Genomic DNA, 25,196 nt, shown 5'->3' with positions numbered 1-25,196 from the left:
GCCGTCGACGGACGGCTTCGGCACAGGCCCGCCGACTGGCGGCACAGGCCCGTCGAGGCGGCCGCCGGGGGACCGGCGGCCGTCTCCGCTGAGCAGGTCGGACGGCGTATGAGCGCCCCGAGGTGCCCCGATCGGGCCCCTCGGGGAGGCCCCGGCGAGAAAGTTCGTGAAGTTCTTCACAAGGAATTGGGCCCGGTCGTGGCGCCGAACGCGGCCCATTGACCCTCCCAGGGGTCCAACAGCCCTTCGGAGGCGTTCAGAAGACCGGATCCGGGCCGCCCGCCCACCGTCTTCCGGAGCGGCTCCACGGACCCCTCACACACCGCCGGACGAGCCAGAGAGGCAGCTCACGCGCCCTTGACACCCGGTCGAACGGGACACGGGCGCACCCTCGCCGCCACCGCCCCGGCCAAGTGGGCCGCGGAGTCTAGCACAAGCCCTGTCGGAGCTTGTGAAGGGGCGCACGAGCCACCCCCCTGGGGCGGGTGGATACTCGATGGCATGAGCACCACGGAGCGTCCCAGGATCCTCGTAGTAGGCGGTGGGTACGTAGGCCTGTACGCAGCTCGTCGCATCCTGAAGAAGATGCGCTACGGCGAGGCGACCGTCACGGTCGTCGACCCGCGCTCGTACATGACCTACCAGCCCTTCCTCCCCGAAGCCGCCGCCGGCAGCATCTCCCCGCGGCACGTCGTCGTCCCGTTGCGACGCGTGCTCCCCAAGGCGGAGATCCTCACCGGCCGGGTCACCACCATCGACCAGGACCGCAAGGTCGCCACCGTCGCCCCGCTGGTCGGCGAGGCGTACGAGCTGCCCTTCGACTACCTGGTCGTCGCGATGGGCGCGGTCTCCCGCACCTTCCCGATCCCCGGCCTCGCCGAGCAGGGCATCGGCATGAAGGGCGTCGAGGAGGCCATCGGCCTGCGCAACCACGTCCTCGAGCAGCTCGACAAGGCTGCCTCCACCACCGACGAGGAGATCCGCCGCAAGGCGCTCACCTTCGTCTTCGTGGGCGGTGGCTTCGCCGGTGCGGAGACCGTCGGCGAGGTCGAGGACATGGCCCGGTACGCCGCGAAGTACTACCAGAACGTGTCCCGTGAGGACATGCGCTTCATCCTCGTCGACGCCGCCGACAAGATCCTCCCCGAGGTCGGTCCCAAGCTCGGCAAGTACGGCAAGGAGCACCTCGAGGGCCGCGGCGTCGAGGTCTACCTCTCCACCTCCATGGAGTCCTGCGTCGACGGCCACGTGGTGCTGAAGAACGGCCTCGAGGTCGACTCCAACACGATCGTCTGGACCGCGGGCGTCAAGCCGAACCCGGCCCTGGCCCGCTTCGGCCTGCCTCTCGGCCCGCGCGGTCACGTCGACTGCGAACCGACGCTCCAGGTCAAGGGCACCGACTACATCTGGGCCGCGGGCGACAACGCCCAGGTCCCGGACCTGGTCGGCCGCAAGGCCGGCAACGAGAACGCCTGGTGCCCGCCGAACGCGCAGCACGCGCTGCGGCAGGCCAAGGTGCTCGGCGACAACGTGATCTCCGGCATGCGGGGCTTCCCGCAGAAGGAGTACAGCCACGCCAACAAGGGCGCCGTCGCGGGCCTCGGCCTGCACAAGGGCGTGGCCGTCATCATCTTCGGCAAGGTGAAGATCAAGCTCAAGGGCCGTCTCGCCTGGTACATGCACCGTGGCTACCACGGCATGGCGATGCCGACCTGGAACCGCAAGATCCGTGTCCTCGCCGACTGGACGCTCGCCATGTTCCTCAAGCGCGAGGTCGTCTCCCTCGGCGCGATCGAGACGCCGCGCGAGGAGTTCTACGAGGCCGCCAAGCCGGCGCCGGTCGCCGCGCCGGTGGCCGAGAAGACCGAGGAGAAGGCCAAGGCCTCCTGACCTTCCGGTCACCGTCCTGGCCCGAAGGGGCCGCCCGCCATCCGTGGTGCGGGCGGCCCCTTCGGCGTTCCCGCCACCCGCCACGGGTTCACCCGACTGCGTGCGCCCGCAGTGGTTTTACCCGCACACAACCCCAATGCGGGACTGTACGAACGGCGTCCCGGTGTTTACGTAGGAAGGGCTCGTCCGGGATCGTCCTCACGGAGGTGTGCGTCATGGCAGACGCCGCGCTGCGGCTGAACAGCCTCTTCGAACAGTTGCTGGGAGTCCCGCTCCCGGTGCGCATCCGCGCCTGGGACGGTTCGGCGGCGGGCCCGCCGGGCGCGCCCACCGTGATCGTCCGCAACCGCCGCGCGCTGCGCCGTCTGCTGTGGAAGCCGGGCGAACTGGGCCTGGCCCGCGCCTGGGTGGCCGGCGACCTGGACGTCGACGGCGACCTCTACACCGCGCTCACCTCGCTCGCCGGCTTCCTCTGGGAGCGCGACGAGGACGCCCGCAGCCTGAAGGAGGCCCTGCGCGACCCCGGGGTGCGGGCGGCGGCGCGCGGGCTCGTGAAGCTCGCCGGGCCGCCACTGCCGCCCGCCCCGCCCCGCGAGGAGGTCCGCGGGCACCGCGGCCACCTGCACACCAGGCGCACCGACAGACGCGCGATCAGCCACCACTACGACGTCGGCAACGACTTCTACGAGATCGTCCTCGGCCCGTCCATGGTGTACTCCTGCGCCTACTGGCAGGCTCCCGAGTCCGAGGGCGGCACCCTGGAGGACGCCCAGCGCGACAAGCTCGAACTGGTCTGCCGCAAGCTCGCCCTGACCCCCGGTCAGCGGCTGCTGGACGTCGGCTGCGGCTGGGGCTCCATGGCCATCCAGGCCGCCCGCGAGCACGGCGTGAGCGTCGTCGGCATCACGCTCTCCCAGGAGCAGGCCGCCTACGCCCGCAAGCGCGTCGCCGACGAAGGGCTCACCGACCGGGTCGAGATCCGCGTCCAGGACTACCGGGACGTCCGCGACGGCCCCTACGACGCGATCTCCTCCATCGGCATGGCCGAACACGTCGGCTCCGACCGCTACCTGGAGTACGCGCGCGAACTGCACGGCCTGCTCAGGCCCGGCGGGCGGCTTCTCAACCACCAGATCGCCCGCCGCCCCGCGCGCGACGAATCGGCGTACCACGTCAACGAGTTCATCGACGCCTACGTCTTCCCGGACGGGGAGCTGGCCCCGCTCGGCACCACGGTCACCCAGTTGGAGCGCGCCGGGTTCGAGGTGCGCGACGTGGAGTCGATCCGCGAGCACTACGCGCTGACGCTGCGCCGCTGGGTGGCCAACCTGGAGGCCGACTGGCGGCGCGCCATGCAGCTCGCCGGCCCCGGACGGGCCCGCGTGTGGCGCCTGTACATGGCGGCGTCGGCACTGGCCTTCGAGCGCAACCGGATCGGCGTCAACCAGGTTCTGGCCGTGAAGACCCCGCAGTCGGGCGTCTCCGGGCTGCCGCTGCGCTCGCGCACCTGGAACTGAACGACCGGGCCCCGTCCCTCCGAGCGGGAAGGACGGGGCCCGCACACACACCGGCTGCTACTCCGCCTTGATCGCCTGGAGCGTGTTCAGGCGGGCCGCCCGCCGCGCCGGCCACAGCGCGGCCAGCACACCGACGGTCGCCGCCAGCAGCAGGAACACGGCCATCCGCCCCCAGGGCAGCACCAGTTCGTACGTCGCCATCCTGCTGGCCAGCAGTTCACCGGCCGCCCAGCCGAAGAACACGCCCAGACCGATGCCCAGCACCCCGCCGAACAGCGAGATGACCAGGGACTCCAGGCGGACCATCCGCTTGATGCCCCGGCGGTCCAGGCCGATGGCGCGCAGCATGCCGATCTCCTGGGAGCGCTCGAACACCGACATGGCCAGGGTGTTGATCACGCCGAGGACCGCGACGATCACGGCCATCGCCAGCAGGCCGTAGACCATGTTCAGCATCAGGGTGAACATCTGCGCGATGTCGTTGGAGATGTCCTTCTTGTCCTGGACGCGCATCGCCGGGTTGCTGCCCAGCGTCTTCTCCAGCCGGTCCTTCACCGCGTCGGACGCCCCCGCGGACGTCTTCACCATGACCTGCATGTCGGCCGGGTCGCTCTGGTGCGGGGTGAGGGTCGCCGTGTCGAGCATGATGCCGCGGATCATCTCGTTGCCGACGTAGACCCCGGCGACGGTCAGCCGCTGCTTCTCGCCGTCCTCGTAGGAGACGGTGAACGCGGACCCGGTCCGCCAGCCGTGCGTCTTCGCGGTGTCGTCGTCGACGACGACCCGGCTGCCGCCCACCTCGAAGGCGCCGGTCTCCATCTCCAGGTCGGTCAGCTCACCGATGGTGGAGCCGTCGACGCCGGTCAGGTACTCGGTCTCGCCGTCGATGCGGGACGGCGCGTTGCGCAGCGGGCTGGTGGCCGTGACGCCGTCGGTCTGCCTCAGCTTCTTCTCGACGTCGGGGGAGAGCGGGTTGCCGTTCGCCATGGACACCACGTAGTCGGCGCGGATCGCCGCCGAGGCCATCTTGTCGATGGACTTCTGCAGGCTGCCCGCCATCACGGTCATGCCGGTGATGAGGGTCAGGCCGATCATCAGCGCGGAGGCGGTGGCGGCCGTGCGGCGCGGGTTGCGCACCGAGTTCTGCCGGGCGAGCTTGCCGGAGATGCCGAACACGCGCAGCACGGGCGCGGCGGCGGCGATCATCGGCCGGGACAGCAGCGGCGTCAGGATGAACACGCCGATGATCAGCAGCACCGCGCCGAGGCCCATCGGGGCCTGCCCGTCCGAGCCGTTCATCGTGGTCGCCGCCAGCACGACGGCGACGCCCGCCGCCGAGAACAGCGCGCCCAGCGTGTTGCGCAGCACCAGCGACTTGGTGGTCGCCTTCGCGTGCACGCTGCTCATCGCGGCAACCGGCGGGATCTTCGCCGCGCGCCGGCCGGGCAGCCACGCCGCGAGCATCGTGACGAGGACGCCGACCGCGAGGGCGGTGCCGACCGTGCCGGGGGTGACGACGAGCGGCCCGTCGGGCACGGTCGCGCCGAGCGAGCCCATCAGGGACCGCAGCCCGGCGCCGATGCCGATGCCGGCGAGCAGCCCGGTCACGGCGGCGGCCACGCCGACCACGAACGCCTCGATCAGCACCGACCGCGTGACCTGCCTGCGGGAGGCGCCGACGGCGCGCAGCAGCGCCAGCTCCCGGGTGCGCTGGGCGACCAGCATGGTGAAGGTGTTGGCGATGATGAAGGTGCCGACGAACAGGGCGATGCCCGCGAACACCAGCAGGCCCTGCCGCATCCCGCCCATCGACGCGGCGATCGCCTCGGCCTGGTCGTCGGCGAGCCGCTCGCCCGTGATGGTCTTGGTGACGTCCTTCGGCAGGGCCCGGTCCAGTTCCGCCTTGAGCGCGGCCTGCGTGACGCCCGCCTTCGCCGCCACGGCGATCTCGTCGTAGGTGCCCTCCTTGCCGAACAGCCGCTGGGCGGTGGCCGTGTCGAACAGGGCGAGGCTGCCGCCGGCGGCGACGTTGCCGTCGTCGGTGGTGAAGATGCCGGTGACGACCGGCGTCAGGACGGGCCCGTCGACCGACATCCGTACGGTGTCGCCGACCTGGTAGCCGGCGCGGTCTGCGGTCTCGGCGTCGATGAGGATCTCGCCGGGGCCCTTCGGGGCGTGCCCGGCGACCAGCGGGTAGCGCGGGTCCTTCGCGCCCCAGTAGTTGCCGCCCTGGGACTGGAAGCCGTTGCCGATCAGCTCGCCGTCCTTGCCGGCCAGGGCGGCGAAGCCGCTGACGACGCCGATGGCGGAGGCGGCGCCCGGCACCCGCGCGCTGCGCTCGAGCACCGCACGCGTCAGCTCGGGCGCCTTGCCGACCCGGTCGCCCTCGGCGTCCTGGTACTCGGGCCGCACGGCGACGTCGACGTGGTCGAAGCCCTTGGCGGAACTCTTCTGGTACGCCTGGGAGATGGTGTTGGTGAAGACCAGCGTCCCCGACACGAACGCCACGCCGAGCATGACGGCGAGCACGGTCATCAGGAGCCGGGCCTTGTGCGCGAGTACGTTGCGCAGGGCGGTACGGAACATGGGGGTTCTTCTCAGTGAGAGGGGCGGACGGGCGGGCGGTGGCGCTTCAGCGGGTGCGGCCCTTGGCGTCGGACGCGGGGGCCTGCGGGCGCTCCCCGGAAGGGCGCGGCATGCGGTCGAGCACCGAGTCGGCCGTCGGCCCGTACATCTCGTCGACGATCCGTCCGTCCGCCAGGAAGACGACCCGGTCCGCGTAGGCGGCGGCGACCGGGTCGTGGGTCACCATCACGACCGTCTGCCCGAGCTCGCGCACCGAGTTGCGCAGGAAGCCGAGCACCTCGGCTCCGGAGCGCGAGTCGAGGTTTCCGGTCGGCTCGTCACCGAAGATGATCTCGGGCCGGGCTGCGAGGGCCCGCGCGACGGCGACGCGCTGCTGCTGGCCGCCGGACAGCTGGGAGGGTCGGTGGCCCAGCCGGTCCGCGAGGCCGACCATCCGGATCACGTCGTCCAGCCACTGCTTGTCCGGCTTGCGGCCCGCGATGTCCATGGGGAGCGTGATGTTCTCCAGGGCGGTCAGGGTGGGCAGCAGGTTGAACGCCTGGAAGATGAAGCCGATCTTGTCACGGCGCAACTTGGTGAGCTGCTTGTCCTTCAGCGAGCCGAGTTCGGTGTCGCCGATGCGCGCCGAACCGGAGGAGAAGGTGTCGAGTCCGGCCACGCAGTGCATCAGCGTGGACTTGCCGGAACCGGAGGGGCCCATGATCGCGGTGAACTCGGCCTGCCGGAAGTCGACGGAGACGCGGTCCAGGGCGACCACCTGGGTCTCGCCCTGTCCGTAGATCTTCGACAGATCCGTGGCGCTTGCGGCCACGGCGGTGGACCGTCCGGCGATGGATGCGGTGGTGGTCACGGAAAGACGCTCCTGTGGGACGAGGACGACACGGAAAAGTGGTGCCGGGACGTTTCCCCGACGCTGTTCCATCGTCCTGTCGGCGAGGCGCCGTGTAGTCAGCCGCTGCTCCCGTTCCGGAGGGCGACTCGGGTCGGACCACGCGCGGTTGAGTCATACCTGGGGATGACGGCGGCCCTGAGTCGAGGGCCGGTCAAGAACAGGTGGAGCCCCCTCGTTCTGGCGGTGAAATTCCGTCATTCCGCATGCGCCGCCGCACGTCACACGCAAGGCTGTTGGCAAGTGCGGATGGCCTGCCCCGGTGTCTGATGCACCCTCAGACATCAATAAAATAAGACAACATCGATCCCGAGCGCCGGTTGTGGGAGGGAGGCGCCCCGATAGGCTCGGGATCTCTTTGCGGAGCCCATGGCCTGCCCGGATGGTGGAATGCAGACACGGCGAGCTTAAACCTCGCTGCCCCTTCGCGGGCGTGCCGGTTCAAGTCCGGCTCCGGGCACTTCCCACGCACACCGGGCCGCACCCGCGGCCCCGTTTCGGTGCCCTCTCCATCAAAGACTTCACGGCGCGACCGCTGACAGCTCTCGTTTGCTTTCGCAAACGAACGCCTGACCGATGCGCACCGCCGTCTGGGCGCCGGTGAGGAGCGGAGCGACCTTGCCGACCGGCGGCCGTGATGCATGGGTGCCCGCCCCTCGAGGACCGCCTCCAGGTCGCCCGTCTGGACCACCTCACCTCGTCCCGCGCCGCCGAGACCGACGTGGCCGAGGCCTGCGCGGGCCTCCCCGTCGCGTGATGATCGCCGCAATGTCGCAGGTCGGTCATGAAACGGGCCCCTCGGGTGTCGGGAATCACGGACCCGCGTAGCGTGTTGCGCAGCACGAAGAGGGAAAGATCCTCCCCAAGCACTAGGGTCAATCCTTTGCCTACCTATTACTCTTGAGCCAAGGCCACGCAGACTGGCCATGGAGGAGTGAAATGAGGAGCAGAAACCCGGTCTTCTCGCGACGGGGGTTCAGCCGCGACAACGGCTACGCGGGCTTCAACACCGCGCCGCAGGCCGGGGGACCCGCCGTCGCCACGCAGGGCAACCCGTACGCCCAGCAGACCGCCAACCCGTACGCGCAGAACCCGTACGCGCAGCAGGACCTTCAGTACGGCGCGCCGCAGGCCCCGGTCACCACCGACCGGATGACGATGGACGACGTCGTCATCCGCACGGCGTCCACGCTCGGCGTGCTCGTCGTCACGGCCGCGCTCTCCTGGGCGCTGCTGCCGGTGGACGACGCCAACATCAGCCGCAGTTACGGCATCGGTATCGGTGCCGCGCTGATCGGCATGGTCCTGGCGCTCGTGCAGTCCTTCAAGCGCAAGCCGTCCCCGGCGCTGATCCTGACGTACGCCGCGTTCGAGGGTGTCTTCCTCGGCGTCGTCTCCAGCATCGTCGACAACCGCATCGCGAGCGGTGCGGCCATGCAGGCGGTGCTCGGCACGATGGCGGTCTTCGCCGGCGTGCTGATCGCCTACAAGGCGGGCTGGATCCGCGTCAACCGCCGCTTCTACGGCTTCGTGATGGCCGCGGCACTCGGATTCGTCCTGCTGATGGCAGTGAACCTGCTGTTCGCGGTGTTCGGCGGCGGTGACGGCCTCGGCTTCCGCAGCGGTGCGCTCGGTGTCGTCTTCGGCGTCATCGGCATCCTGCTCGGCGCCTGCTTCCTCGCCCTGGACTTCAAGCAGGTCGAGGACGGTCTGGCGTACGGCGCCCCGCGCGAGGAGGCATGGCTCGCGGCCTTCGGTCTCACGCTGACGCTGGTGTGGATCTACCTCGAGTTCCTGAGGCTCATCTCGATCCTCAGCAGCAACGACTAGCAGCTCACCCCTCGCGGCACCACGCCGCGGGTGTGCGAAAGGGCCCCGGATCTCCGGGGCCCTTCGTCGTCTCGTCATCAAGACCAGTACGCGCCTAGAGCAGTTTGCGCGCGGCCCTCCTCAGGTCGTACTCGTGGATGATCGCTTTCGCGTGGCCGTACGCGAGGTTGTGTTCGGCGCGGAGCCAGCTGACCTTCTCTTCGAAGCGGAAGAGAGCGGGGCCTTCTTCGACGGTGCGGAGCCAGTCGGAGATCTCACGACCGGTGCAGTGCGGAATACGGGCGAGCAGGTTGCGATGGGTCTCCTCGGAGAAGACTTGGGACATCGGCGCCTCCGGACGCATGGGATGTAAGCCGGTCCTTCAGGTCACCGTGCCTGAGGGTTCGCCCGTTGGCAACAGTGCCGCAGGGGCGCGTACGCTCGCGCCGTGGTTGATACGACGCCCCTGACCCGTGCCGTGGATCACTTCGCCGACCGCCTGCGGGCCGCGCCGCAGAGCCGTCTGCAGCGGGGGGCCGCCGCCGAGGCGCTGGCGCTGGCCCGGGAGCTGGCCCGGCGGGCGCAGCTGCGGGAGTTCCCCGGCGCGGAGCCGAGACAGATGCCGGACGCGGGGATGTTCGCCGCGGCGGACCAGATCACCGTCGCGGGGCACGACCTGGCCGTGGTGCTGGCGGGCGACGGCGACGCCGGGGAGGTCGAGGAAGCGGTGCGGCTGGTGGGCGAGGCCCAGCGGCGGGCGGGGGTGTGAGCCGCGGCGACGCGGGAGTGGGAGCTACAGCGACGCGATGACCCGGTCGGCCAGGATGTAGACGTTCTCCTTGCCGCAGGCGAAGGTCAGCGTGTAGGCGCCCGAGATGCCGGAGCCGCCGAGCAGGTACGGGGTGTCGCCCGCGCGGAGGGCGGCGGCCAGCCGGTCCGCGGTCTCCCGGTGGCCCGGCGTCATGCACAGGGTCGTGCCGTCGGCGAAGACATAGACGTCGAGGGTGCCCAGCGGGCCCGGGCGGACGTCGGTCAGGCCGATGCGGGAGGCGGCCAGTTCCTCCAGGGTGGCGACCGTGCGCTCGTGATCGTTCACCACCGGTGAGGGGGACGGCACGAAGTCCGGGTGCGAGGGGTGCCAGCGGCGGGCCGCGGCCAGCTCCGGGGACTCCCCGGCGGACTCGTCGGTGTCCCCGCCCGGCTCGGTCACCGGCTCCAGGGGCTCCATGCCCGCGAAATCGGCTTGCCGGGGCAGGAACAGCTCGCTGTCGGGCAGGCCCAGCAGCGTCGGCGCGTCGGCGCCGTCGCGGGCCTCCTGCGCGGCCCAGAAGGCACGCGCCTCGGCCAGCTCGCGCTCCCGCTCCTCGGCGAGCGCCTCGGCCACGGCCGCGCGTATCTCGTCGGCCTCCGCGGCGCTGCGGGCGGCCGGGACGGCCGCCCGCGTGGCGCGGCCCTCGGCCAGCTCGGTGTGCAGCGCCGCGACCTGGCGGCGCAGCACCACGAGCGTGCGCAGGACGGCGACGCCCACGGCGCCCGTGGCGGCCGTGGTGATCAGCAGGGCGATCGGCATGGCGCTCACTGACGTACTCCCGGTTCCAAAGTCGACCCCCGACTTCCTACATCAGCTTGAAGGGAGGACTAACCCCCTGTCAGTGCGTAACGTCACGAATAGGACAGGACATTGGTCCCGCGCTTACCATGGCAGCGGCCCTGACCTGCGGGAATCGCCCGGTAGAGGGAGATAGGTCACATCCTGAGGGAGATTGGATCACAAAACGGCCCGGAACCCCCGGTGTTCGGGGGATCCGGGCCGAATCGGTGACGCTGCGCTCAACTCCCGTCACTGTGACGGAATCGGCTGCCGGGGTGCGGCAGCCCGGTTCAGCTGAGGCGCTCGACGACCATCGCCATGCCCTGACCGCCGCCGACGCACATCGTCTCCAGGCCGAACTGCTTGTCGTGCCACTGCAGGGAGTTGATCAGCGTGCCGGTGATCCGGGCGCCCGTCATGCCGAAGGGGTGGCCGACGGCGATGGCGCCGCCGTTGACGTTCAGCTTCTCCAGCGGGATGCCGAGGTCGCGGTAGGAGGGGATCACCTGGGCGGCGAACGCCTCGTTGATCTCGACCAGGTCGATGTCGTCGATGGTCAGCCCGGCCCGGCGCAGCGCCTGCTGGGAGGCCTCGACCGGGCCGAGGCCCATGATCTCCGGGGACAGGCCGGACACACCGGTGGACACGATCCGGGCGAGCGGGGTGAGGCCGAGCTCGCGGGCCTTGGTGTCGCTCATGATGACGAGCGCGGCGGCGCCGTCGTTGAGCGGGCAGCAGTTGCCGGCGGTGACCAGGCCGTCGGGGCGGAAGACCGGCTTGAGGCCCTGGACGCCCTCCAGGGTGACGCCGGGGCGCGGCCCGTCGTCCTTGGAGACCACGGTGCCGTCGGGCAGCGTGACCGGGGTGATCTCCCGCTCCCAGAAGCCGTTCTTGATGGCTTCCTCGGCGAGGTTCTGCGAGCGGACGCCGAACTCGTCCATCTCCTGACGGCTGACGCCCTTCCAGCGGGCGAGGTTCTCGGCGGTCTGGCCCATCGCGATGTACGGGTCGGGCAGCAGGCCGTCCTCGCGCGGGTCGTGCCAGGTGGTGCCCTCCTGCTGGGCGACCTCCGCCGTGCGGGCCTCGGCCTCGGCGAACAGCGGGTTGTGCGTGTCCGGGAGGCTGTCCGAGTTGCCCTTGGCGAACCGGGAGACCGTCTCGACGCCGGCCGAGATGAAGACGTCGCCCTCGCCGGCCTTGATGGCGTGCAGGGCCATGCGGGAGGTCTGCAGGGACGAGGAGCAGTACCGCGTGACGGTGCAGCCCGGCAGGTGGTCCATGCCCATCTGCACGGCGACGATGCGGCCGAGGTTGTTGCCCTGCTCGCCGCCGGGCAGGCCGCAGCCCAGCATCAGGTCGTCGATGTCCTTCGGGTCCAGCTCGGGGACCTTGGCGAGGGCGGCCTGGATGATCGTGGCGGTGAGGTCGTCGGGGCGCAGGTCCTTGAGGGAGCCCTTGAAGGCGCGGCCGATGGGGGAGCGGGTGGCTGAGACGATCACGGCTTCGGGCATCACGGCTCCAGTGGCGTACATGGCGGGGCGGGCGTGGGCTGTAGGGGAAGTTACCCGGACGTATGGCCCGGGTCACGGGTCCGGCGGTGTGACCCGCGCCGCAGTTTTCTAAGCGCTTGCTTTTGCCGGTTGCGTGATCCGTCCGTCCCGCTGTGTCACGACGCCTGTCCCGTGGGGGCCGGTTCCGCCTCCGGCACCCGGCGCCGACGGCGCCGCTTGAGCAGCGCCCACGGGCCCCGGGGGCCGCTCGGCATCGCCGCCGCGACCTCCGTACCGGCCTCCGAGGCGGCCTCGGCCGCCGCCCGCGCCACCGGCAGGAAGCCCTCCCGCCGGGAGAGGTCCGGACGCTCCTCCTCCGGCCACAGACCCAGCGCCGCGCACACCGTCGGCAGGATCGCCATCGCGGCCGTCGCGTACCCCTCGGCCGACGGGTGGTAGTTGTCCGGGCCGAACAGCTCGCGCGGGTTCGCGGCGAACTCCGGGCCCAGCAGATCGCCCAGCGACACCGTGCGCCCGCCCTGCTGGACGGTGCCGATCGTCTGCGCGGCGGCCAGCTGCCGCGAGGCCCGGCGGGCCAGCCAGCGCAGCGGCTGCCGCACCGGCTCGATCGTGCCCAGGTCGGGGCAGGTGCCGACCACCACCTCCGCGCCGGCCGTGCGCAGCCGCCGGACCGCCGCCGACAGGCAGCGCACCGAGCGGGTGGGCGGCATCCGGTGCGTCACGTCGTTCGCACCGATCATGATCACGCAGACGTCCGGCAGCCCGCCCGCGTCCGCCAGCACCAGCGACACCTGCCGCTCCAGGTCGTCGGACCGGGCCCCGGGAACCGCGACCGAGCGCAGCACCACGGGCCGCTCCGCGACCGCCGACAGGCCCGACGCCAGCAGCGCGCCCGGCGTCTGCCCCGCCCGGTGCACACCCTGCCCGGCGGCCGTGGAGTCGCCCAGCATCGTCAGCCGCAGCGGCGGCTCACCGGAGGCGGGCAGCGAGCCGCCGTACAGCCCTTCCGTGTTCGGCACCCGGGCCGGCGTGCCGTTGCCGACCCGGCGCCGGGCCAGCTGCATCTCGGCCACCAGCAAACCGACCGTGGCCGCGCCCGCCAGGCCGATCCCGCCACCGCCGTACGCCGCGCCGGCCGCGATACGCCGGGCCACCCTCGCCCTCGACATGCTCGTCATGCGTCGCCGCCACCTCCTCGAAGCCCCTACCCCCTGCTTGCCCCGTACGGACCGTCGCCCAATCTCAACAAGCGGTGAACAGCCCTTCAGGGCTGTCCGAGGCCCTAGGCTGGCGCTCATCACGACCACACCATTTGCCATTTGCAGCATCCGGAGACAACGGTGCAATTCCACGACTCGATGATCAGCCTCGTCGGCAACACCCCGCTGGTGAGGCTCAACAGCGTGACCAAGGGCATCAGGGCGACCGTCCTGGCCAAGGTGGAGTACTTCAACCCCGGCGGTTCGGTGAAGGACCGCATCGCCCTGCGCATGATCGAGGCCGCCGAGCAGAGCGGCGAGCTGAAGCCGGGCGGCACCATCGTCGAGCCGACCAGCGGCAACACCGGGGTGGGCCTGGCGATCGTGGCCCAGCAGAAGGGCTACAAGTGCATCTTCGTGTGCCCCGACAAGGTGTCCACCGACAAGATCAACGTGCTGCGCGCGTACGGCGCCGAGGTGGTCGTGTGCCCCACCGCGGTCGACCCCGAGCACCCCGACTCGTACTACAACGTCTCCGACCGGCTGGTCCGCGAGACGCCGGGCGCCTGGAAGCCCGACCAGTACTCCAACCCCCACAACCCGCTCTCCCACTACCACTCCACGGGCCCGGAGCTGTGGGAGCAGACGGAGGGGAAGATCACCCACTTCGTGACGGGCGTCGGCACCGGCGGCACCATCTCGGGCACCGGCCGGTACCTGAAGGACGCCAGTGACGGCAAGGTGAGGGTCATCGGCGCCGACCCCGAGGGCTCCGTCTACTCGGGCGGCTCCGGACGGCCGTACCTGGTCGAGGGCGTCGGCGAGGACTTCTGGCCGACGGCGTACGACCGGACCGTCGCCGACGAGATCGTCGCCGTGTCCGACAAGGACTCCTTCCAGATGACCCGCCGCCTGGCCAAGGAGGAGGGCCTGCTGGTGGGCGGCTCCTGCGGCATGGCCGTCGTCGCCGCGCTGCGCGTCGCCGAGCCGCTCGGCGAGGACGACGTGGTGGTCGTCCTGCTGCCGGACAGCGGCCGCGGCTACCTCAGCAAGATCTTCAACGACGAGTGGATGGCCGACTACGGCTTCCTTGAGGACGCGGGCCCCAGCGCGCGCGTCGGCGACGTGCTGGAGGACAAGGCGCACGGCGCCATCCCGTCCCTCGTGCACATGCACCCCGAGGAGACCGTCGGCCAGGCCATCGACGTGCTGCGCGAGTACGGCGTCTCGCAGATGCCAGTCGTCAAGCCCGGCGCCGGTCACCCGGACGTCATGGCCGCCGAGGTCGTCGGCTCGGTCGTGGAGCGGGAGCTGCTGGACGCCCTGTTCAGCAAGCGGGCCTCGCTGGACGACCCGCTGGAGAAGCACATGTCGGCACCGCTGCCGCAGGTCGGCTCCGGTGAGCCCGTCGCGGACCTGATGACGGTGCTGGGCTCGGCCGACGCGGCGATCGTCCTCGTCGAGGGCAAGCCGACCGGGGTCGTCAGCCGGCAGGACCTGCTGTCCTTCCTCGCCAAGAACGGGAAGTGACGCAGGGGGAAGAGCTGTGCGCGGGGACCGCCGCACCCCCGTTGCCGGGGGGCGGGACGACGGCGGTCCCCGCGAGGGACGCGGGCCGGGCCGGGTAGGGGCCGGGCTTGCGCGTCCGTGGCGTCCATGGAGGTCCGGGAGCCGCTCCGGAGGTCCTTGGCGCCGTTCGGCACCGGCCGGGCGGGGAACCTCTCCCCGGCGCGGACGCCCGGGAGGCACTTCCACTGCCCTGCCGACATCCACCAATGTGCCGGACGCGTGTTAAGCGGGTGCTGCGCGGACGTGACACGCTCGTACCACTTCCGCGAAGTCCGCGAAGCTTGTCGGTCATAACAAGTTCCGTGGCGGGCCTCGGTGGTTCGGGGAACCGGTCGTTCGGTGGCGGGCCCCCGTGGTGGGGGGACGGTTGTGGGGCCTCAGTCCTGCCACCCGTCGTCCCCGGTCTGTCCGCGGCGGCGGCCGAGGCCGAACAGGCCCGGATTCAGCCGGGCCGCCTGCACCACGTTCACCCCGACGATGCCCGCCCAGGCGACCAGCAGGCCGGGCAGTTCCGCGACGCCGCCGCCGATCGCGGACAGCGGGACGGCGAGGACCAGCGAGACGATCCCGAAGCCGAACCGCTCCCCCCAGGAGTCGGTGGCCTTCGGTGACCGCGAGTCCCGGGCCACCACCATCTGCTGCTCGGCGAACTGCCGGCGCACGCGGCGCTCCACGGCGCCGTCGATGCGCTGGTCGACCTTCTCCAGGAACGATTCGACCAGCGCCGAGTCGTACTCCTCGCCCAGTTCCCTGCGGGCCTGCAGGGTGGCGTCGAGTTCCTTCTTCAGGTCGGTGTCCCGCGCGTCCATTCCGGTCATGCTCATCACGGTAGGCAGCGGGACCGGCCGCCGCACTGGGGCTAACCCCCCTGTCGGAGCGGGGGCCCGCGCCCGTCGTTGCATATGGACATGCAGGCTCCCGGAGTCTGAAGAGAATGGAGCCACCCGGTACTGTCCGGGCTCGGGCCGGTAACCGGACACCTGGAGGGGGAGCACACGTCATGAGCGGGACCGACAGCCCTGCCGCGCGACTGCAGGCGCTCTTCGAGGGGCACCGGCTGACGCCGACCCAGCGGCGCATCGCGCACAGCATGGTGCGCCGCGCCGCCGACGTGCCGTTCCTGTCCAGCGTGGAGCTCGCCGAGCTCGCCGGGGTCAGCCAGCCGTCCGTCACCCGCTTCGCCGTCGCCCTCGGCTTCGACGGCTACCCGGCCCTGCGCCGCCACCTGCGCGAGGTCGCACCCCCCGAGCAGACGGCGGAAGCGGGCTCCTGCAACGAGTTCCAGCAGGCCGTCGAGGCCGAGATCGAGAACCTCAGGCACCTGGCGGACGCGCTGGCCGACCCGCGGCCGGTGCGCAGGGCGGGACGGCTGCTGGCCGCCTCCCGGCCGCTGCCCGTCCTCGGGCTGCGCGCGGCGGCGGCGCAGGCGTACGGCTTCGCGTACTTCGCCGCCAAGGTCCATCCGGACGTACGGCTGCTGGGTGAGGGTGGCTCGATGGTGCAGGACCGCATCGACGCCGCGGTCCGGGCCGGCGCCACGGCGCTGCTCTGCTTCGCGCTGCCCCGGCACCCCCGCGAGGTCGTCGACACCCTCGGCCACGCCAAGGAGGCGGGCCTGACCGTGGTCACCGTCGCCGACTCGGCCTTCGCGCCGGTCGCCAAGGTGTCCGACCTGCTGCTGCCCGCCGCCGTCGGCACCGCGCTGGCCTTCGACACGGCCTGCGGCCCGATGCTGCTGGGCCGGGTGCTGCTGGAGGCCATGTGCGACGACCTGCCGGACGCGCAGGCACGGCTGGAGGAGTTCGACGCGCGGGCGGCGGCCCGGGGACTGTTCGTGGAGTGAGCCGCGCGCTTCCGACCGGCCCCGGATTCTCATACTCGTCTCACCTTGCCCCGCTAGCGTGCGTGTCCTAAAACTCCGTTACATCCTTCGGACACTTCGACTTGCGCGGACTTCGACAGACGTGAGACGGGAGGCTGACGTGGCGCGCGGAGGACAGGGGCTGGCTCGGGTGGCCGTCGTTCTACGGGCCGGGGCGGCGCCGCTGTGGTGGCTGGGCGTACTGGCGGCGGGCATCGGACTGTCGGTGCCGGGGCTGACCGGACGCCGGATCGGGGTACTGGCCGGGACCGCGCTGTTCCTGGTCGCGGCGGCCGTCGTGGCGTACGCGCGGCGCGGCCGGTACCGGGCGCGGGCCGGCGCGGCGGCCCGCGCGGGCAAGCACGACGTGCTCCAGGACCGGGCGGTGACCACCCGCAACTGGCGCCGCGGACACCGCTGGTGGCTGCTGCTGGCCTTCCTGGCGGCGGTGGGCAGCGCGTTCGCCGTGCCCGCCGCGGGCGGCATGCTGCTGGCCGGGACGGGCGCCGGGCTGTGGCTGAAGGCCGCGTGGTTCGGCCGGCTGGAGCGGGCCGACGAGGTGCTGCTGTGGGTGCGGGTCGACTGGCTCGTGGCGGGTGGCCGTCCGGCCGGGAAGGCCGTCAAGGGCTACCGCGGCACGGGCATCGCGGCGGGCGACGCGGCACCCGGGGGAGCCCGCCGCCGCACTCCGGCTCTGGTCTAGCCGGGACCTGAAACCCGGACCGAGGCCTCGGGACACTGCCCGGGGCCTCGTTGTTCTTCCGCGGGCGGTGGGCGGCGGCCGGTTGGTGGCGGGCGGCGCCGGGGTCGGCCGCTCAGTCGGCGGGCCGGGGCAGGGGGCTCGTTGTTCGTCTGCCGGTGGCAGGCTGCCGTCGGACCGGCCGTTTCGGGCAGTGGCAGTCCGTCGCCGGACCGGCCGCGTCTGTCGTCGGCGGGCGTCGCCGGGCCAGCCGTGTCAGTCGGTGGTGGGCCGTCGCGGGGCCGGGTCGTGTCAGTCGGCGGTGTTGGTCGGGGCCTCGTGGCTGTTCTTCCGTCGGCGGGCGTCGCCGGACCGGCCGCGTCTGTCGTCGGCGGGCGCCGCCGGGCCGGCCGTGTCAGTCGGTGGCGGGCTGTCGCGGGGCCGGGCCGTGTCAGTCGGCGGTGCTGGTCGGGGCCTCGTGGCTGTTCTGTCCGCGGGCGGGCACCGGACCGGCCGCGTCTGTCGTCGGCGGGCGTCGCCGGACGGGCCGCGTCAGCCGGTGGTGGGCCGTCGCCAGGCCGGGCCGTGTCAGTCGGCGGCACCCCCCGGCAGGGACGTGAGCGCCGCCGCATGGGCCCCGCCCGACTCCCTCACGATTTCCTCCACCGTCTGCGGCTCCCGCACCGTGGCGAACGCGACGCCCCCGGCGCCGTCCGGGGCGAAGCCGTAAACGCCGGGCCGGGCCAGGGAGTTGTACGCGTAGTGGTGCGCGAAGCAGTACGCGCCCGTGTCCAGCGCCGCCGCGTAGTCCCCCTGCTCCAGCAGCGGCAGCGCACGACCGGCCGCGAGCAGGTCACCCGCGAAACAGGCCGGACCTGCCACGTCCTGCACCACGTCCGGCCCGGTTTTGGGCCGCCCCTTGCCGTCGTACGCGGTGATGCGCAGCGGCCAGGCCCCCGGCGCGTACACCGTCCGCGTGGCGACCTGCACGCCCGCGTGCGTCACCGCCACCGGACGGCCGCCCGCGGTCTTGGCGTACTCGACCCGCGCCACCACCGTCCCGTGCTTGGCCAGCAGCGACCGGCCGAACTCGGTGACCAGCCCGTACCGCCCGTCGAGCAGCCCCGGCACCACCTCCCGCAGCAGCCGCGCGTACTGCCCGTACGTCGGTGTCGTCTCGTCGGAGGTGAAGTTCACCGGCAGCCCGCCGCCGATGTCGATCGTGTCGATGCGCCGATCGCCCGCGCGCCGGTTGATCTCCTCCGCGAGCGCGTACGTCTCCGCCACGCCCTGCGCCATCAGCGACAGCGGGATGCCCTGGGAGCCGGTGTGCGCGTGCAGCCGGGTCAGCCACGGCCGGTCCAGACACGCCCGCACGACCCACTCGCGGGCGCCGTCGTCCCGCAGCGCCACCCCCAATTTCGAAGTCGCCGTCGCCGTCGACAACGCCTCGATGGACCCCGCGCCGAGCTGCGGATTCACCCGGACACCGATGGGGGAGCGGCTGGCCGCCGACCTCATGAGGGCGTCCACCCGGTCCAGCTCCTGCGGGTTGTCGACGTTGACGGCGATGCCGAGCGCCAGCGCCTCCCGCAGCTCGGCCGGCGTCTTGGCGGGTGAGTCGAGGACCGTGCGGCCCGGCGGCAGCCCCGCGGCCCTCGCCAGCGCCAGTTCGCCGGGGCTCGCCACCTCCGCGCCCAGGCCCTCCTCGCGCAGCAGCCGCACCACCGCCACCAGCGGGGTCGCCTTCACCGCGAACGCGTGCAGCACGGGCGTGCCCGGCGCCGTCACCGCCTCGAACGCCGCCCGCAGCCCGGCCGCCGACTCCCGTATCCCGGTCACGTCGAGGAGCCCCACGAGGGGGCGGTCCGGCCCGAGCAGTCCCTGCTCCACGGCGGCCCGCACCGCCTCGTCCCGCCGCGCCGCTGGACCCGTGTGCCCCGTACCGGACCGCCTGCTGTTCCCGTCCGCCACGCCGCCCCCCGTCCTGCCGCTGCCCGACCGCATACCCCCAGCCAAACACCCGCGGCGCGCCGCCGCTGGCGCACGGCCGTATTGACTAGCTCTATTCATGGAGTCAGGATGTGAATAACCATAGCCACAGAGTGCGGCCACCGCACCCACCGCCCGCCGGGAGGCAGCCATGTCAGGACCCCGCCCGCCCGTCTCCCACCACCAGCCTCGAACGAGGCCCTCCGGGCCGCCCCCTGGTGGTGTACGAGCACCGCGCGGTACGGAACTGAGCGCCCTGGGATGGCAGCAGGAGGCCGCCCTCCGGATGCTGCAGAACAACCTCGACCCCGAGGTCGCCGAGCACCCCGACAAACTCGTCGTCTACGGCGGCACCGGCAAGGCCGCCCGCGACTGGCGCTCCTTCGACGCCATGGTCCGCACGCTGCGCACCCTCAAGCAGGACGAGACGATGCTCGTCCAGTCCGGCCGCCCCGTCGGCGTCATGCAGACCCACGAGTGGGCCCCGCGCGTGCTCATCGCCAACTCCAACCTCGTCGGCGACTGGGCCACCTGGGAGGAGTTCCGCCGCCTGGAGGCCCTCGGCCTGACCATGTACGGGCAGATGACCGCCGGCTCCTGGATCTACATCGGCACCCAGGGCATCCTCCAGGGCACCTACGAGACGTTCGCCGCCGTCGCCGCGAAGAGGTTCGGCGGCACGCTCGCCGGGACCATCACCCTCACCGCCGGCCTCGGCGGCATGGGCGGTGCCCAGCCCCTCGCCGTCACCATGAACGACGGCGTCGCGATCTGCGTCGACTGCGACCCGCGCGCCATCGACCGCCGCATCGAGCACCGCTACCTCGACGTGAAGGCCGACTCGCCCGACCACGCGCTCCGGCTCGCCGTCGAGGCCCGCGACCAGCGCAGGCCGCTGTCCATCGGCGTCCTCGGCAACGCCGCCGAACTCGTCCCGCAGCTGCTCGCCATGGGCGCCCCCATCGACATCGTCACCGACCAGACCTCCGCGCACGACCCGCTGTCCTACCTGCCGACCGGCGTCGACTTCGACGACATGGCCTCCTTCGCGGCGAAGGACCCGGCCGGCTTCACCACCCGTGCCCGCGAGTCCATGGCCCGGCACGTCGAGGCCATGGTCGGCTTCATGGACGCCGGTGCCGAGGTCTTCGACTACGGCAACTCCATCCGCGGCGAGGCCCAACTCGCCGGGTACGAACGCGCGTTCGCCTTCCCCGGCTTCGTCCCCGCCTACATCCGCCCGCTGTTCTGCGAGGGCAAGGGCCCGTTCCGCTGGGCCGCCCTGTCCGGCGATCCCGCCGACATCGCCAGGACGGACAGGGCGATCCTCGACCTCTTCCCGGAGAACGAGTCGCTGGCCCGCTGGATCACGATGGCCGGTGAACGCGTCCACTTCCAGGGGCTGCCCGCCCGCATCTGCTGGCTCGGCTACGGCGAGCGCGACAAGGCCGGCGAGCGGTTCAACGAGATGGTCGCCGACGGCACGCTGAAGGCGCCGGTCGTCATCGGCCGCGACCACCTCGACTGCGGCTCCGTCGCCTCCCCGTACCGCGAGACGGAGGCCATGCTCGACGGGTCCGACGCGATCGCGGACTGGCCGCTGCTGAACGCCATGGTGAACGTGGCGTCCGGGGCGTCCTGGGTGTCCCTGCACCACGGCGGCGGCGTCGGCATGGGGCGCTCCCTCCACGCCGGGCAGGTCACGGTGGCCGACGGCACGGCGCTGGCGGGGGAGAAAATCCGCCGCGTGCTGACGAACGACCCCGGGACGGGTGTCATCCGGCACGTGGACGCCGGGTACGACATCGCGGACGAGGTCGCCCGGGAGCGGGGCGTGCGGGTGCCGATGCGGGAAGGCGACCCGGCGTGAGGCGCGGCAACTCTTCGGTGCGGGCCGAGGACTCAACGCCACCGTCTACGGGCTCGCCGCCGTCCGGGGGGCCGGTGCCGTCCGAGGGCGCGGCGCTGTCCGAGGGCGCGGCGCCGTCTGCGGGTTCGCCGCCCTCTGAGGGTCCGGTGCCGTCTGCGGGCTCGGCGCCGTCTGAGCGTTCGGCACCGTCTGCGGGTTCGGCGCAGTCCGCGGACTCGCCGCCGTCCGCGGGCTCGGCGCAACCCGCGGGCCCGCCGGCATCCGCGACGTCGGCCGTCCCCACCCCTCCCGCCCCGCGGAACGCCGCCCCGCAGCCCGCCCGCGGCGCCTCCTTCCTCGAGATGTGGCGCGAGCTGCTGCCCCTCGGACGGCACCCCGAATCCGGGGGTTACCGGCGCTTCGCCTGGACCGGGGCCGACGCCGACTGCCGGGCCTGGTTCGAGCAGCAGGCCCGGAGCCGGGGGCTGTCCTACGAGGTCGACCGCAACGGCAACCAGTGGGCCTGGGCCGGCGACCCCGCCGACGGGAACGCCGTCGTCACGGGGTCGCACCTGGACTCCGTGCCCGACGGCGGCGCCTTCGACGGGCCCCTCGGAGTCGTGTCCGCCTTCGCCGCCCTCGACGAACTGCGCGGCAGGAACGCGCGGCTCACCCGACCCCTCGGCATCGTCAACTTCGGTGACGAGGAGGGCGCCCGCTTCGGCCTCGCCTGCGTCGGGTCCCGGCTCACCGCCGGACAGCTCACCCCCGAGCAGGCCCGCCGGCTGACCGACGGCGACGGGATCACGCTGCCGCGCGCCATGGAGGCCGCCGGATTCGACCCCGACGCCGTCGGCCCCGACCCGGAGCGGCTGGACCGCATCGGCGCCTTCGTGGAGCTCCACGTCGAGCAGGGCCGTGCCCTCGACCTGACCGGTGACCCGGTCGGCGTCGCCGGCGCCATCTGGCCGCACGGGCGGTGGCGGTTCGACTTCCGCGGCGAGGCCAACCACGCCGGCACCACCCGCCTCGCCGACCGGCGCGACCCCATGCTGCCGTACGCCGAGACCGTGCTCGCCGCACGGCGGGAGGCCTCACTCGCCGGTGCCGTCGCCACCTTCGGGAAGATCGCCGTGGAGCCGAACGGCGTCAACGCGATCCCGTCCCTGGTGCGCGGCTGGCTCGACTCCCGCGCCGCCGACCAGGCCGGCCTCGACAGGGTGGTCGACGGCGTCGAGAGGGCCGCCCGCGCCTACGCCGCCGCGCACGGTGTCGACCTCGACGTCGTCCGGGAGTCCTTCACGCCGGTCGTGGAGTTCGACCACGCCCTGCGGGACGAACTCGCCCGCATCCTCGGCACGGACACCGACCTCAAGGTGCCCGTCCTCGGCACGGGCGCGGGACACGACGCCGGGATCCTGTCCGGGCGCGTCCCGACCGCCATGCTGTTCGTGCGCAACCCCACGGGCGTCTCCCACTCTCCGGCCGAGTCCGCCGCCGAGGACGACTGCGTGGCCGGGGTGCTCGCACTCGCCGACGTACTGGAAGGGCTGGCCTGCCGGTGACATCCCCGACGACCTACTGGCTCGAACACGCCTGGCTCGGCACCCTCCCCGAAGCCACCGGCACCGCCCGGGCCGGGGAGACCGCCATCGAGCCTGGTGTCGTCCTGGAGGTGGCGGACGGCCGCATCGCCGCCGTCCGCACCGGCACCCCGGCCCCGCCGCCCGGTGCCGAGATCCTGCGCGGCCTCACCCTCCCCGGCCTCGCCAACGCCCACAGCCACGCCTTCCACCGCGCCCTGCGCGGCACCGTCCAGGTCGGCTCCGGGACCTTCTGGACCTGGCGCGAGGTCATGTACGCCGTCGCGGACCGGCTGACCCCGGACACCTACCACGCGCTGGCCCGCGCCGCGTACGCCGAGATGGCGCTGGCCGGCATCACCGCCGTCGGCGAGTTCCACTACGTCCACCACGCCCCCGGCGGCACTCCCTACGCCGACCCGAACGCCATGGGCGAGGCGCTCGTCGCGGCCGCCGCCGAGGCCGGCATCCGCATCACCCTCCTCGACACCTGTTATCTGTCCTCCGGCTTCGGCGAGCCGCCCCAGACCCACCAACTCCGCTTCTCCGACGGCACGGCGGACGCCTGGGCAGAACGCTGTTCACTTCTCAAGGAACAAGATCACGCGAGGATCGGCGCGGCGATCCACTCCGTCCGGGCCGTGCCCGCCGGCCAGCTGGCGACCGTGGCGCGGTGGGCCGAGGAGCGGCGGGCCCCGCTGCACGTGCACCTGTCCGAGCAGACCGCCGAGAACGACGCCTGCCGGGCGGCCCACGGCCGCACCCCCAGCCGGCTCCTCGCCGACCACGGGGTGCTCGGCGCGCGCACCACCGGCGTCCACAACACGCACCTCACCGACGAGGACATCGCCCTGATCGGCGGCAGCGGGACCGGCACCTGCATGTGCCCCACCACCGAACGGGACCTCGCCGACGGCATCGGCCCCGCCGCCGCCCTCCAGAAGGCCGGCTCGCCGCTGTCGCTCGGCTCCGACAGTCACGCCGTGGTCGACCTGCTCGAAGAGGCCCGCGCGATGGAACTGAACGAGCGGCTGCGCACCCGCACCCGCGGCCACTGGACCGCCGCCGCCCTGCTGCGGGCCGCCACCGCCGACGGCCACACCGCGCTCGGCTGGCACGACGCGGGCACCGTCGAACCCGGCGCGCTCGCCGACCTCACGACGATCGCGCTCGACTCGGTCAGAACGGCCGGGCCGCCACCCCGGCTCGGTGCCGAGACGGCCGTATTCGCCGCGACGGCGGCCGACGTACGGCACACGGTCGTCGGCGGACGGCACGTCGTGCGCGACGGGACCCACACCCTCGTACCCGATGTGCCCGAGGCCCTGGCGCGGGCCGTCGAGGCCCTGCGCGCCTGACCACGGCCGCCGCGCGCCCGGCCGCGGCGGCCCCCGACGCCCCCCGCACCGCCACCCACGAGGACGCCATGAGCAGCACCGTCATCACGAACATCGCCACGCTGGTCACCAACGACCCCTCCCTCGGTGACAACTCCCCCCTCGGACTGCTCCACGACGCGGCCGTCGTCCTCGACGGCGACCGGGTCGCGTGGACCGGTGAATCAAGCAAAGCACCCGCCACTGACAACCGGGTCGACGCCGGCGGCCGTGCGGTGCTCCCGGGCTTCGTGGACTCCCACTCGCACCTGGTCTTCGCGGGCGACCGCACCGCCGAGTTCCACGCCCGCATGTCCGGCCGCCCCTACAGCGCGGGCGGCATCCGCACCACCGTCGCCGCCACCCGCGCCGCCACCGACGCGGAGCTGGAGGCGAACCTCACCCGTTACCTCGGAGAGGCCCTGCGCCAGGGCACGACCACCTTCGAGACGAAGTCCGGCTACGGCCTGACGGTCGAGGACGAGGCCCGCGCCCTGCGCATCGCCTCCGCCCACACCGACGAGGTCACCTTCCTCGGCGCCCACATCGTCTCCCCGGACCACGCCGACGACCCCGCCGCCTACGTCGACCTCGTCACCGGCGAGATGCTCGACGCCTGCGCGCCGTACGCCCGCTGGATCGACGTGTTCTGCGAGAAGGGCGCCTTCGACGGCGACCAGGCCCGCGCGATCCTCACCGCGGGCAGGGCGAAGGGCCTGCACCCGCGCATCCACGCCAACCAGCTGTCGTACGGCCCCGGCGTCCGGCTCGCCGTCGAACTGGACGCGGCCAGCGCCGACCACTGCACCCACCTCACCGACGCCGACGTGGACGCGCTGGCCAGTGGCAACACCGTGGCGACGCTGCTGCCCGGCGCCGAGTTCTCCACCCGCGCCGAGTGGCCCGACGCCCGCCGGCTCCTCGACGCGGGTGTCACGGTCGCGCTGTCCACGGACTGCAACCCCGGCTCGTCGTTCACGTCGTCCGTGCCGTTCTGCATCGCGCTCGGCGTGCGGGACATGGGGATGACGCCCGACGAGGCGGTGTGGTCCGCGACGGCGGGCGGCGCCGCGGCCCTGCGCCGCACGGACGTGGGCCGCCTGTCGCCGGGCGCCCGCGCCGACCTGACCGTCCTCGACGCCCCCAGCCACGTCCACCTGGCCTACCGGCCGGGCGTGCCGCTGGTGACCCAGGTGTGGCGGGGTGGCGTCCGAGCCGTCTGAGGACCCGCGAACCGAGACAAAGGGAACAACCCGGCCCACCTCGGGCCGGGTTGTTCCTGAAGTCTGGGCGCC

General features: G+C 72.5%; 20 protein-coding genes and 1 tRNA gene. 13 read left to right on the top strand and 8 right to left on the bottom strand.

What is annotated here, in order from left to right:
• Positions 1-501: 501 nt before the first annotated feature.
• Both AB0M97_RS08515 and AB0M97_RS08510 read left to right on the top strand, forming a co-directional pair.
• Entirely contained in the window at positions 502-1,890 is a 1,389-nt protein-coding gene (locus tag AB0M97_RS08515) for an NAD(P)/FAD-dependent oxidoreductase (protein WP_365959983.1), read from the top strand.
• Positions 1,891-2,105: 215 nt separating this feature from the next.
• Positions 2,106-3,407: a cyclopropane-fatty-acyl-phospholipid synthase family protein gene (locus AB0M97_RS08510; protein ID WP_365959982.1), complete on the top strand. Its 1,302-nt coding sequence runs from the start codon at positions 2,106-2,108 to the stop codon at positions 3,405-3,407.
• A gap of 57 nt (positions 3,408-3,464) precedes the next feature.
• On the opposite strand, the gene AB0M97_RS08505 is transcribed toward AB0M97_RS08510, so the two are convergent.
• Positions 3,465-5,993, bottom strand: a complete 2,529-nt coding sequence (locus tag AB0M97_RS08505; RefSeq protein WP_365959981.1) for an ABC transporter permease — start codon at positions 5,991-5,993, stop codon at positions 3,465-3,467.
• 46 nt (positions 5,994-6,039) lie between these two features.
• Positions 6,040-6,843, bottom strand: a complete 804-nt coding sequence (locus tag AB0M97_RS08500; protein WP_365959980.1) for an ABC transporter ATP-binding protein — start codon at positions 6,841-6,843, stop codon at positions 6,040-6,042.
• Between the two features lie 415 nt (positions 6,844-7,258).
• On the opposite strand from AB0M97_RS08500, the gene AB0M97_RS08495 reads away from it, so the two are divergent.
• The 3 genes from AB0M97_RS08495 to AB0M97_RS08485 all read left to right on the top strand — a co-directional run bounded on the left by AB0M97_RS08495 (position 7,259) and on the right by AB0M97_RS08485 (position 8,712).
• Positions 7,259-7,342 (top strand) — tRNA-Leu (locus tag AB0M97_RS08495).
• 174 nt (positions 7,343-7,516) lie between these two features.
• Complete coding sequence (locus tag AB0M97_RS08490) at positions 7,517-7,639, top strand: hypothetical protein (RefSeq protein ID WP_365959979.1); 123 nt, start codon at positions 7,517-7,519, stop codon at positions 7,637-7,639.
• Positions 7,640-7,821: 182 nt separating this feature from the next.
• Positions 7,822-8,712: a Bax inhibitor-1/YccA family protein gene (locus AB0M97_RS08485; protein WP_365959978.1), complete on the top strand. Its 891-nt coding sequence runs from the start codon at positions 7,822-7,824 to the stop codon at positions 8,710-8,712.
• Positions 8,713-8,806: 94 nt separating this feature from the next.
• Here the strand turns inward: AB0M97_RS08485 and AB0M97_RS08480 are convergent, their stop codons facing one another.
• Positions 8,807-9,037, bottom strand: a complete 231-nt coding sequence (locus AB0M97_RS08480) for a DUF4287 domain-containing protein (RefSeq protein WP_028803887.1) — start codon at positions 9,035-9,037, stop codon at positions 8,807-8,809.
• Positions 9,038-9,139: 102 nt separating this feature from the next.
• On the opposite strand from AB0M97_RS08480, the gene AB0M97_RS08475 reads away from it, so the two are divergent.
• Entirely contained in the window at positions 9,140-9,460 is a 321-nt protein-coding gene (locus tag AB0M97_RS08475) for a hypothetical protein (RefSeq protein WP_365959977.1), read from the top strand.
• 24 nt (positions 9,461-9,484) lie between these two features.
• On the opposite strand, the gene AB0M97_RS08470 is transcribed toward AB0M97_RS08475, so the two are convergent.
• The 3 genes from AB0M97_RS08470 to AB0M97_RS08460 all read right to left on the bottom strand — a co-directional run bounded on the left by AB0M97_RS08470 (position 9,485) and on the right by AB0M97_RS08460 (position 12,971).
• Positions 9,485-10,270 (bottom strand): hypothetical protein, encoded by a 786-nt coding sequence (locus tag AB0M97_RS08470; RefSeq protein WP_365959976.1) that lies wholly within the window; start codon positions 10,268-10,270, stop codon positions 9,485-9,487.
• A gap of 302 nt (positions 10,271-10,572) precedes the next feature.
• Positions 10,573-11,793 carry an acetyl-CoA C-acetyltransferase gene (locus tag AB0M97_RS08465; RefSeq protein WP_365959974.1) on the bottom strand — a complete coding sequence of 407 codons (1,221 nt, stop codon included), beginning with the start codon at positions 11,791-11,793 and terminating at the stop codon, positions 10,573-10,575.
• Between the two features lie 155 nt (positions 11,794-11,948).
• A complete protein-coding gene (locus tag AB0M97_RS08460; protein ID WP_365959972.1) occupies positions 11,949-12,971 on the bottom strand; it encodes an SGNH/GDSL hydrolase family protein in 1,023 nt (340 codons plus the stop codon).
• A gap of 162 nt (positions 12,972-13,133) precedes the next feature.
• On the opposite strand from AB0M97_RS08460, the gene AB0M97_RS08455 reads away from it, so the two are divergent.
• Positions 13,134-14,522: a cystathionine beta-synthase gene (locus AB0M97_RS08455; RefSeq protein ID WP_365959971.1), complete on the top strand. Its 1,389-nt coding sequence runs from the start codon at positions 13,134-13,136 to the stop codon at positions 14,520-14,522.
• A 416-nt stretch (positions 14,523-14,938) separates the two neighbouring features.
• Here AB0M97_RS08455 and AB0M97_RS08450 read toward each other — a convergent pair whose 3' ends face one another.
• A complete protein-coding gene (locus AB0M97_RS08450) occupies positions 14,939-15,370 on the bottom strand; it encodes a hypothetical protein (protein ID WP_365960140.1) in 432 nt (143 codons plus the stop codon).
• Between the two features lie 191 nt (positions 15,371-15,561).
• Here AB0M97_RS08450 and AB0M97_RS08445 point away from each other — a divergent pair, with 191 nt between their 5' ends.
• Both AB0M97_RS08445 and AB0M97_RS08440 read left to right on the top strand, forming a co-directional pair.
• On the top strand, positions 15,562-16,404 hold the full coding sequence (locus AB0M97_RS08445; RefSeq protein ID WP_365959970.1) for a MurR/RpiR family transcriptional regulator: 843 nt from the start codon (positions 15,562-15,564) through the stop codon (positions 16,402-16,404).
• A 139-nt stretch (positions 16,405-16,543) separates the two neighbouring features.
• Positions 16,544-17,125, top strand: coding sequence for a hypothetical protein (locus AB0M97_RS08440; RefSeq protein WP_365959969.1), 582 nt, complete (start codon positions 16,544-16,546; stop codon positions 17,123-17,125).
• Positions 17,126-17,689: 564 nt separating this feature from the next.
• On the opposite strand, the gene AB0M97_RS08435 is transcribed toward AB0M97_RS08440, so the two are convergent.
• Complete coding sequence (locus AB0M97_RS08435) at positions 17,690-19,108, bottom strand: diaminopimelate decarboxylase (protein WP_365959968.1); 1,419 nt, start codon at positions 19,106-19,108, stop codon at positions 17,690-17,692.
• A 136-nt stretch (positions 19,109-19,244) separates the two neighbouring features.
• Here AB0M97_RS08435 and hutU point away from each other — a divergent pair, with 136 nt between their 5' ends.
• The 4 genes from hutU to hutI all read left to right on the top strand — a co-directional run bounded on the left by hutU (position 19,245) and on the right by hutI (position 25,124).
• Positions 19,245-20,963 carry a urocanate hydratase gene (gene hutU, locus AB0M97_RS08430; protein ID WP_365959967.1) on the top strand — a complete coding sequence of 573 codons (1,719 nt, stop codon included), beginning with the start codon at positions 19,245-19,247 and terminating at the stop codon, positions 20,961-20,963.
• 341 nt (positions 20,964-21,304) lie between these two features.
• A complete protein-coding gene (locus tag AB0M97_RS08425; protein WP_365959966.1) occupies positions 21,305-22,507 on the top strand; it encodes an allantoate amidohydrolase in 1,203 nt (400 codons plus the stop codon).
• A complete protein-coding gene (locus AB0M97_RS08420) occupies positions 22,504-23,883 on the top strand; it encodes a formimidoylglutamate deiminase (RefSeq protein ID WP_365959965.1) in 1,380 nt (459 codons plus the stop codon). Before AB0M97_RS08425 ends, AB0M97_RS08420 begins: the two co-directional genes overlap by 4 nt.
• Positions 23,884-23,951: 68 nt before the next feature.
• Positions 23,952-25,124 (top strand): imidazolonepropionase, encoded by a 1,173-nt coding sequence (gene hutI / locus AB0M97_RS08415; protein ID WP_365959964.1) that lies wholly within the window; start codon positions 23,952-23,954, stop codon positions 25,122-25,124.
• The last annotated feature ends 72 nt before the right edge of the window (positions 25,125-25,196 follow it).

The organism is Streptomyces sp. NPDC051207, assembly GCF_040682395.1.
In the GTDB taxonomy this organism is placed as follows: Bacteria; Actinomycetota; Actinomycetes; order Streptomycetales; family Streptomycetaceae; genus Streptomyces.
Note: the sequence above shows the minus strand (reverse complement) of the source record. Positions and strands in the feature narration are given on the sequence as shown.

Excerpts from the sequence above, each read along its gene's own strand:
- AB0M97_RS08515 (WP_365959983.1), top strand. The coding sequence starts at position 502 with ATGAGCACCACGGAGCGTCCCAGGATCCTCGTAGTAGGCGGTGGGTAC.
- AB0M97_RS08510 (WP_365959982.1), top strand. The coding sequence starts at position 2,106 with ATGGCAGACGCCGCGCTGCGGCTGAACAGCCTCTTCGAACAGTTGCTG.
- AB0M97_RS08505 (WP_365959981.1), bottom strand. The coding sequence starts at position 5,993 with ATGTTCCGTACCGCCCTGCGCAACGTACTCGCGCACAAGGCCCGGCTC.
- AB0M97_RS08485 (WP_365959978.1), top strand. The coding sequence starts at position 7,822 with ATGAGGAGCAGAAACCCGGTCTTCTCGCGACGGGGGTTCAGCCGCGAC.
- AB0M97_RS08480 (WP_028803887.1), bottom strand. The coding sequence starts at position 9,037 with ATGTCCCAAGTCTTCTCCGAGGAGACCCATCGCAACCTGCTCGCCCGT.
- AB0M97_RS08465 (WP_365959974.1), bottom strand. The coding sequence starts at position 11,793 with ATGCCCGAAGCCGTGATCGTCTCAGCCACCCGCTCCCCCATCGGCCGC.
- AB0M97_RS08460 (WP_365959972.1), bottom strand. The coding sequence starts at position 12,971 with ATGACGAGCATGTCGAGGGCGAGGGTGGCCCGGCGTATCGCGGCCGGC.
- AB0M97_RS08450 (WP_365960140.1), bottom strand. The coding sequence starts at position 15,370 with ATGGACGCGCGGGACACCGACCTGAAGAAGGAACTCGACGCCACCCTG.
- AB0M97_RS08445 (WP_365959970.1), top strand. The coding sequence starts at position 15,562 with ATGAGCGGGACCGACAGCCCTGCCGCGCGACTGCAGGCGCTCTTCGAG.
- AB0M97_RS08435 (WP_365959968.1), bottom strand. The coding sequence starts at position 19,108 with ATGCGGTCGGGCAGCGGCAGGACGGGGGGCGGCGTGGCGGACGGGAAC.
- hutU (WP_365959967.1), top strand. The coding sequence starts at position 19,245 with ATGTCAGGACCCCGCCCGCCCGTCTCCCACCACCAGCCTCGAACGAGG.
- AB0M97_RS08425 (WP_365959966.1), top strand. The coding sequence starts at position 21,305 with ATGTGGCGCGAGCTGCTGCCCCTCGGACGGCACCCCGAATCCGGGGGT.
- hutI (WP_365959964.1), top strand. The coding sequence starts at position 23,952 with ATGAGCAGCACCGTCATCACGAACATCGCCACGCTGGTCACCAACGAC.